Source organism: Pseudonocardia sp. SID8383, from assembly GCF_009864975.1.
Taxonomy (GTDB): Bacteria; Actinomycetota; Actinomycetes; order Mycobacteriales; family Pseudonocardiaceae; genus Pseudonocardia; species Pseudonocardia alni.
This window is the reverse complement of the sequence record NZ_WWFY01001024.1, coordinates 1-6,271: the sequence shown is the minus strand read 5'-3', so window position 1 is coordinate 6,271 and position 6,271 is coordinate 1. Positions and strand designations below refer to the sequence as shown.

Genomic DNA, 6,271 nt, shown 5'->3' with positions numbered 1-6,271 from the left:
GACGCGCTCACCGCCGCGACCCGCACCGACGTGCTCGGCCACGGCTCGCCCGTGGGCGCGGTCCGCGCCCTGCTCTGAGCGGTCCGGTCAGCCGCCGCCGTTCGCGCGCGTGTGGTCCGCGGCCCGCCCGAGGCGGGCGGCGACCGCGTCGAGGTGCTCCACCAGCTCGACCGGCTCGACCACCTCGAAGTCGACGCCGAAGAAGCACAGCCACACCGCCAGCGACTCCAGGGTCCAGGCCCCGGCCGCGAGCTCGCAGCGGTCCCCGCCGAGGTCGGTCACGATCCCCGACGCCGGGGTGACGTGCTCGGCGATCTGCTCCGCCGGGGCGTGGAAAACGATCCGCGCCCGGTGCGGGTAGGCACCCGAGGAGATGCCGCGCTGGGCGAACGCGGCGAGCCCGCCCTCCGGTTCCGGGCGCGGGACGAAGCGCGGCCCGGCGGGCAGCTTGGGCCGCATCCGGTCCACCCGGAAGGTGCGACGGTCGTCGCGGCCGGTGTCCCAGGCGACGAGGTACCAGCGGCGTCCGGTGTGCACGAGACCCTCGGGCTCGGCGACCCGGCGGGTCTCGGTCCCGTCCCCCGCGACGTAGTCGAACCGCAGGACCTCGTGGTCGCGGCAGGCGGCGGCCAGCGCGGACAGCACGTCCGCGTCGACGGTCGGGCCGCGCGCGGCGAGTGTGGACGTCGCGGTGCCCAGCGCGGCGACGCGGCGACGCAGCCGGTTCGGCAGGACCTGCTCCAGCTTGGCCAGGGCCCGGACCGAGGTCTCCTCGATGCCCGAGACCGATCCGCCCGCGGCGGTCCGCAGCCCGACCGCGACGGCGACGGCCTCGTCGTCGTCGAGCAGCAGGGGTGGCAGCGCTGCCCCGGCGCCGAGCCGGTAGCCGCCGGTCACTCCGGGTGTGGAGTGGACCGGGTAGCCGAGGGTGCGGAGCTTGTCGACGTCGCGGCGGACGGTGCGCACGTCGACGTCGAGGCGCTCGGCCAGGGCGGGCCCCGTCCAGTCGCGCGGCACCTGCAGCAGCCCGAGCAGGCGCAGCAGCCGCGCCGATGTCCCCATCACGACGACCAGTGTGCCGCCGATTCCGGTCGGATCCTGTCCTGGATGGCGGCGGACGGAGCGGAGCAGACCGGAACCACGGCATCCGAGGAGATCGTCGGCACCACCTCCGGTGTGGAGGGGCGGCCGCGGCGACGCCGACGAGCCCGCGGGCTGAGCCCGCCCCGGCCCCGGGACGCCGGGAGGGGCCGTCTACGGTCGCCGCCGTGGACACGAGCGAGCGGGTCGGCCGGTACGTGCGGATGGTGGCCCTGGAGGGGCAGGGGACCGAACTGGCGGGCGCGCTGCTCCGCGTCGCCGACGACATGGCCGCCCAGCCCGGCTGCCTCGCCTACGTGGTGAACGCCACCCCCGACGAGCCCGACGTCGTCTGGGTCACCGAGATGTGGTCCGACGCGGCGTCGTCGGAGGCGGCACTGAGCCGCGACATCGGCGAGAGCGGCCTGGGCGACGTGCTGGCGCTGCTCACCGCCCCGCCGGACTACATCGATGTCACCCCGCTCGGCGGGCCCGGCCTGACCGGCCTGCCCGGCTGAGCGCCGGGCCGGCCGGGCCGGCTCAGTCGCGGTCGGAGCGCTCCTTGCGGGCACGCAGCGACCCGGCGTGGGCGGTCATCGACGGGTCGTTGCGCGTCTTGATCAGGCTCGCGACGGTGACCACGGCGAGGATCCCCAGGATCACGACCAGGCTGGCCATGGTCGGGATCTCCGGGACGGCCGGGTTGATGTCGACGTGGGCCCAGTGCAGCACCAGCTTCACCCCGATGAAGCCCAGGATGACCGCCAGGCCGGTCGAGAGGTAGACCAGGCGGTCAAGCAGGCCCTTGACCAGGAAGAACAGTGCTCGCAGGCCGAGCAGGGCGAAGGCGTTCGCCGTGAAGACGATGAACGCCTCCTGGGTCACGCCGAACACCGCGGGGATCGAGTCGAGCGCGAACAGCAGGTCGATGCCGCCGATCGAGACCAGCACGATGAACATCGGGGTGGCGACCCGGCGGCCGTTGTCCCGGGTGAACAGCTTCCCGCCGTCGTACTCCTCGGTGACCGGGAAGAGCCTGCGCGCGCCCTTCACGACCAGGTTGTCCTCGATGTCGGGGTCCTCGTCCTTGTGCCGGTAGAGCTGCACGGCGGTCCACAGCAGGAGCAGACCGAAGACCAGGAACATGAACGAGAACAGGTTCAGCAGCGTCGCCCCGACCGCGATGAAGATCGCGCGCATGATCAGGGCGAGCACGATGCCGAAGGTCAGCACCTTCTGCTGGTGCTCCTCCGGCACCGCGAACGTCGTCATGATCACGACGAAGACGAACAGGTTGTCGACCGACAGGCTCTTCTCGACGATGTAGCCCGTGAAGTACTGGGTGCCGAAGTCCCAGCCGTGGATCGTCGCGAACACCAGCCCGAACGCGATCGCGACCAGGATGTAGAACACCGACCAGGCGGTGGCCTCCTTGAATCCCACCCGGTGCGGCCGCAGCCAGCCCAGGACGAGGTCGAACGCGAGCAGCGCGATGATCACGCCGATCGTGACGGCCCATTCGAGGCCGCTGATCTCGAGCACCGGGTCCTCCTGCAGGTCACCACACCGACCACGCTGGTCGGTTGCGGAGCGCACCATATCGGGCAGTCAGGACACCGCGCCCGTCCTGAGGCCGGGCGCGGACCGCGATCAGCCCTTCGGACGCGCCGCGAAGACCCCCTCGGCGGGGAACGCCCCGTTCGCCAGGGCCGTCCGGACGAACGCCCCGCCGAGCTCCCCGAGCCGCGTGGCCCCGTCGGCGCCGAGCGCGGACCACGGGGCGGCGCCGAGGCGGTGGGTGTCGTTCTCGATCCGCTTGCGCAGTGCCGTGCCCTCCTCGGTCAGGACCGGTTCGACGGCGTCGTCCCCGGCCGTGTCGGCCGGCTGCAGCAGGCCGCGGTCCGCGAGCCCGGCGACGGCGGCGTTCCACTCGGCGGCCGACCAGCCGCGGCTGCCGCGGGCGAAGGCCACGGTGAACCCGGTGCCCGTCGCGGTCGCGGTGACCAGCGCCTCCAGCCCGGACAGCCCGGCCTCGACCAGCAGCGCGATGTGCCCGTCGCCGCGGTGCTCGCGCAGGATCGACAGTGCGTGCCAGAGGACCAGGTGCGGCTCGGTCGGCCAGGGCACGTCGAGGTGGCCGGCGGCGAGCGGGCGCCCGTCGGGGGTGACGGCCCCGGCCGCGGTCCGGGCCAGCCCGGCGGCCTCGACCATCTCGGGCGAGGCGACGGCGTCGTCGCCCAGGGTGCGGCGCAGCGAGGCGTCGGCGACGGCGAACCGCACGTCGAGCAGGTCCGCTGCGGACACCAGCTCCCAGGCCCGCGGGACCGACTTCGCGACCAGGCGCGGGGAGAAGTTGTAGAACGTCGCGGTGACCACCGAGGCGCCGACCGCGCCCATCGGTGCGGCCCGCGGGGCGAAGTAGCTCATCCGGCCCGGCTCCAGCCCGGCGGCGGTGTAGGCCGGTTCGCCCTCGGGGGCGAAGTAGACCTGGGAGTGCAGCGGTTCCAGCCCACGGGCGAGGCGCCCGGCGGCGACGGCGGCGTCGTTCATGCCCGGACGTTAACCCGTTCAGAGCACTCCGGGCAGCACGAGCAGTGCCCAGGCCAGCAGCGGACCGACCAGTACGACCACGCCGGCGTAGGCGAGCATCTGCCGGTAGAAGCGGTCCCGGTCGACGTCGGCGGGCGCGTTGGCGAGCACCAGCGCCCCGTTCGTGGAGAACGGGCTGACGTCGACGACGGTCGCGGCCACCGCGAGCGCCGCCACCATCCCGACCGCGGACACCTCGCCCTGCTGCAGGAACGGCAGGGCCAGCGGGATCGCGACGCCGAGGATCGCCACCGAGGACGCGAACGCCGAGAGCACGCCGCCGACGTAGCAGAGCAGCAGCGCCGCGAGCAGCGGTGCGCCGATCCCGCTGATCCCCGAGGAGACCAGGTCGACCGCGCCGGCCTCCAGGAGCACGCCTACGTAGGTGACGACACCGCAGATCAGCAGGACGGTGGACCAGGAGATCCTCCCGACGACGTCCGGGCGGCGCGGGGCGACCAGCCGCAGCACGATCGCGACGGCGAGCGCGACGACGCCGACGTCCCAGCCGAACGCGGCGGAGCCGACGGCCATGAGCGCGATGCCGGCCAGCGTGATGCCCTGCTCCAGCCCGACCCGGCCGGCGACCGGGGCCTCGGTCATCGTGCCGGTCGCGGTTCCGGTCGCGGTGCCGGTGTCCCCGGCGGGGGCGGCGTCGGCGTCCGGCGCCTCGACCGGGTCGACCGTGCGCCCGACGAGCGACCGGCCGCCGAGCACCACGAAGATCACGACGGCGATCACGACGTTGACCACGAGCGGGGTCAGGAACAGCGCGATCGGGTCGCTGGGCAGGCCCACGCCCGCCATCGTCGAGTTCACGAACGCGCCGTAGACGGTGATCGGCGAGAACGCCCCGCCGAGCGCGCCGTGCACGACCATCATGCCCATGAGCAGCAGGTTGATGCCGTAGCGCCGGGCGAAGGGCATCGCCAGCGGTGCGACGATCGCGACCGCGAACAACGCCCCGAGCCCCGAGAGCCCGCAGGAGATCGCGAAGAACACGAACGGCGCGAGCACCAGCCGCCCGCGGACGGCCCGCATCGCCCAGTGGACCAGCAGGTCGACGGTGCCGTTGGCCGTCGCCAGCGCGAACAGGTAGGTCAGCCCGACGAGCAGCAGGAACAGGTCTCCGGGGAAGCCCGCGAGGACGTCGTCGAGGCTCAGCCCCAGCACGCCGATCCCGACCGCGGCCGCGCCGAGCAACCCCAGTGCGCCGAGGTTGACCGGCATCGTCGTGGCGATCACGAACATGACCACCAGCACGGCGATCGCGATGATCTCGGGCCCCATCGGCCTCGCTCCTCGGTGTCGACCGGCCCGGACGGCGGTGACCGGGCCGGACGACACCGTGACAGATGACCCACATCGTGAGCAAGCGACCACATCGCGGCGTTCCACAGTCTGGTCAACCGTTGACAGTCGACCGCGGACCGGCGCACGGTGCCCCCGTCGGTCACAGCGGGGTGGTACGGCGACGGCGTGGAGGGGCACCGGATGGGTCTGTTCGAGACGATGCAGCAGCGCTCCACACCGGTCCGGGCCGGCGTGATCGGTGCGGGCACGTTCGCGACGATGTTCCTGCACCAGGCGGCCCGGGTGCCGAACCTGCAGGTCAGCGCCGTCGTCGACCTCTCGGAGGAGCGTGGCCGCGCCGCACTGGACACCGCCGGGCTCACCGGGACCCGGGTCGCGACCTCGGTCGACGCGGTGCTCGGGGCCGACGACGTGGACGTCGTCGTCGAGGCGACCGGCTCCCCCGTCGCGGGCGCCGCGCACGCGCTGGGCGCGATCGAGGCCGGGCAGCACGTCGTGATGGTGACCGTCGAGGCCGACGTGCTCGTCGGTCCGGTGCTCGCGGCCCGCGCGGCCGAGCGGGGCGTGGTCTACACGATGGCCTCGGGCGACCAGCCCAGCCTGATCTGCGAGCTGGTGGACTGGGCGCGGACCAACGGCTTCGCTGTCGTCGCCGCCGGGAAGGGCACCAAGTACCTGCCGGAGTACCACCGCTCCACCCCGGAGACGGTGTGGGGGCACTACGGGTTCACCCCCGAGCACGCGGCGGGGTCCGGGCTGAACCCGGTCATGTTCAACTCCTTCCTCGACGGCACGAAGTCCGCGATCGAGATGGCCGCCGTCGCGAACGCGACCGGCCTGCTCCCGCCGGAGGCCGGGCTCGCCTTCCCGCCCGCGGGCACCGACGATCTGCAGCAGGTGTGCATCCCGCGCGAGGCGGGCGGGGTGCTGGACCGGACCGGGACGGTGGAGGTCGTGTCGTCGCTGCACCGCGACGGGAGCCCGGTGGACCGCGACCTGCGGTGGGGCGTCTACGTGACGCTGGAGGCGCCGAGCGACTACGTGGCGGCCTGCTTCGCGAACTACGGACTGCGCACCGACCCCGCGGGCCGCTACACCGCGATGTACCGGCCGTACCACCTCATCGGGCTGGAGCTGGCGCAGAGCGTGTGCGCCGCGGGGGCCCGCGGCGCGGACTCCGGGCGGCCGCGGGGCTGGGTGGCCGACGTCGTCGCCACCGCCAAGCGCGACCTGGTCCCCGGGGACCGGCTCGACGGCGAGGGCGGCTCGACCGTGCACGGGGTGGTCC

General features: G+C 73.6%; 6 protein-coding genes. 2 read left to right on the top strand and 4 right to left on the bottom strand.

Annotated features, from left to right (window positions below):
- Positions 1–87 precede the first annotated feature (87 nt).
- Complete coding sequence (locus GTW08_RS24665) at positions 88–1,065, bottom strand: WYL domain-containing protein (protein ID WP_073575436.1); 978 nt, start codon at positions 1,063–1,065, stop codon at positions 88–90.
- 203 nt (positions 1,066–1,268) lie between these two features.
- Here GTW08_RS24665 and GTW08_RS24660 point away from each other — a divergent pair, with 203 nt between their 5' ends.
- A complete protein-coding gene (locus GTW08_RS24660) occupies positions 1,269–1,598 on the top strand; it encodes a putative quinol monooxygenase (protein WP_073575437.1) in 330 nt (109 codons plus the stop codon).
- Between the two features lie 22 nt (positions 1,599–1,620).
- On the opposite strand, the gene GTW08_RS24655 is transcribed toward GTW08_RS24660, so the two are convergent.
- The 3 genes from GTW08_RS24655 to GTW08_RS24645 all read right to left on the bottom strand — a co-directional run bounded on the left by GTW08_RS24655 (position 1,621) and on the right by GTW08_RS24645 (position 4,959).
- Positions 1,621–2,622 (bottom strand): TerC family protein, encoded by a 1,002-nt coding sequence (locus GTW08_RS24655; RefSeq protein ID WP_073575521.1) that lies wholly within the window; start codon positions 2,620–2,622, stop codon positions 1,621–1,623.
- 108 nt (positions 2,623–2,730) lie between these two features.
- Positions 2,731–3,630, bottom strand: a complete 900-nt coding sequence (locus tag GTW08_RS24650) for an SCO6745 family protein (RefSeq protein ID WP_073575438.1) — start codon at positions 3,628–3,630, stop codon at positions 2,731–2,733.
- 18 nt (positions 3,631–3,648) lie between these two features.
- Positions 3,649–4,959: an SLC13 family permease gene (locus GTW08_RS24645; protein ID WP_073575439.1), complete on the bottom strand. Its 1,311-nt coding sequence runs from the start codon at positions 4,957–4,959 to the stop codon at positions 3,649–3,651.
- Between the two features lie 204 nt (positions 4,960–5,163).
- Here GTW08_RS24645 and GTW08_RS24640 point away from each other — a divergent pair.
- The coding region (locus GTW08_RS24640; RefSeq protein ID WP_161152605.1) for an NAD(P)H-dependent oxidoreductase at positions 5,164–6,271 on the top strand (1,108 nt) is incomplete at its 3' end.

Bases quoted from the DNA above. Each gene is read 5' to 3' on its own strand.
- GTW08_RS24650 (WP_073575438.1), bottom strand. From the start codon at position 3,630: ATGAACGACGCCGCCGTCGCCGCCGGGCGCCTCGCCCGTGGGCTGGAA.
- GTW08_RS24645 (WP_073575439.1), bottom strand. From the start codon at position 4,959: ATGGGGCCCGAGATCATCGCGATCGCCGTGCTGGTGGTCATGTTCGTG.